Here is a 1,187-nt window from a genome sequence, read left to right on the forward strand (position 1 = left end):
TGAACAAGGCCGTCTGGAAGAGATCATTCAGGCTCACGACGGTCATAACCTGAACGTACAGCTGGAGCGTGCGGCGGATGCGCTACGTCTGCCGGACTGGGACGCGAAAATCGCTAACCTCTCCGGTGGTGAGCGTCGTCGCGTAGCGTTGTGCCGCCTGCTGCTGGAAAAACCAGACATGCTGCTGCTCGACGAACCGACCAACCACCTGGATGCCGAATCCGTGGCCTGGCTGGAACGCTTCCTGCACGACTTCGAGGGCACCGTGGTGGCGATTACCCACGACCGTTACTTCCTCGATAACGTTGCAGGCTGGATCCTCGAACTTGACCGCGGTGAAGGTATTCCGTGGGAAGGCAACTACTCCTCCTGGCTGGAGCAGAAAGATCAGCGCCTGGCGCAGGAAGCTTCACAAGAAGCGGCGCGTCGTAAGTCGATCGAGAAAGAGCTGGAGTGGGTACGTCAGGGTACTAAAGGCCGTCAGTCGAAAGGTAAAGCACGTCTGGCACGTTTTGAAGAGCTGAACAGCACCGAATATCAGAAACGTAACGAAACCAACGAACTGTTTATTCCACCTGGACCGCGTCTGGGCGATAAAGTGCTGGAAGTCAGCAACCTGCGTAAATCCTACGGCGATCGCCTGCTGATTGATGACCTGAGCTTCTCGATCCCGAAAGGGGCGATCGTCGGGATCATCGGTCCGAACGGCGCGGGTAAATCGACCCTGTTCCGTATGATCTCTGGTCAGGAACAGCCGGACAGCGGCACCATCACTTTAGGTGAAACGGTGAAACTGGCATCGGTTGATCAGTTCCGTGACTCAATGGATAACAGCAAAACCGTTTGGGAAGAAGTTTCCGGCGGGCTGGATATTATGAAGATCGGCAACACCGAGATGCCAAGCCGCGCCTACGTTGGCCGCTTTAACTTTAAAGGGGTTGATCAGGGTAAACGCGTTGGTGAACTTTCCGGTGGTGAGCGCGGTCGTCTGCATCTGGCGAAGCTGCTGCAGGTTGGCGGCAACATGCTGCTGCTCGACGAACCAACCAACGACCTGGATATCGAAACCCTGCGCGCGCTGGAAAACGCCCTGCTGGAGTTCCCGGGCTGTGCGATGGTTATCTCGCACGACCGTTGGTTCCTCGACCGTATCGCCACGCACATCCTGGACTACCAGGATGAAGGTA

General features: G+C 56.6%; 1 protein-coding gene. It reads left to right on the forward strand.

From position 1 onward, the window contains the following. Window positions 1-1,187, forward strand: a 1,187-nt coding sequence (ettA, locus tag R7Z41_RS24045) for an energy-dependent translational throttle protein EttA (RefSeq protein ID WP_318141643.1), incomplete at both ends; no start/stop codon positions are given.

This window comes from Vibrio sp. 1457 (assembly GCF_033340195.1).
Lineage (GTDB): Bacteria > Pseudomonadota > Gammaproteobacteria > Enterobacterales > Vibrionaceae > Vibrio > Vibrio alginolyticus.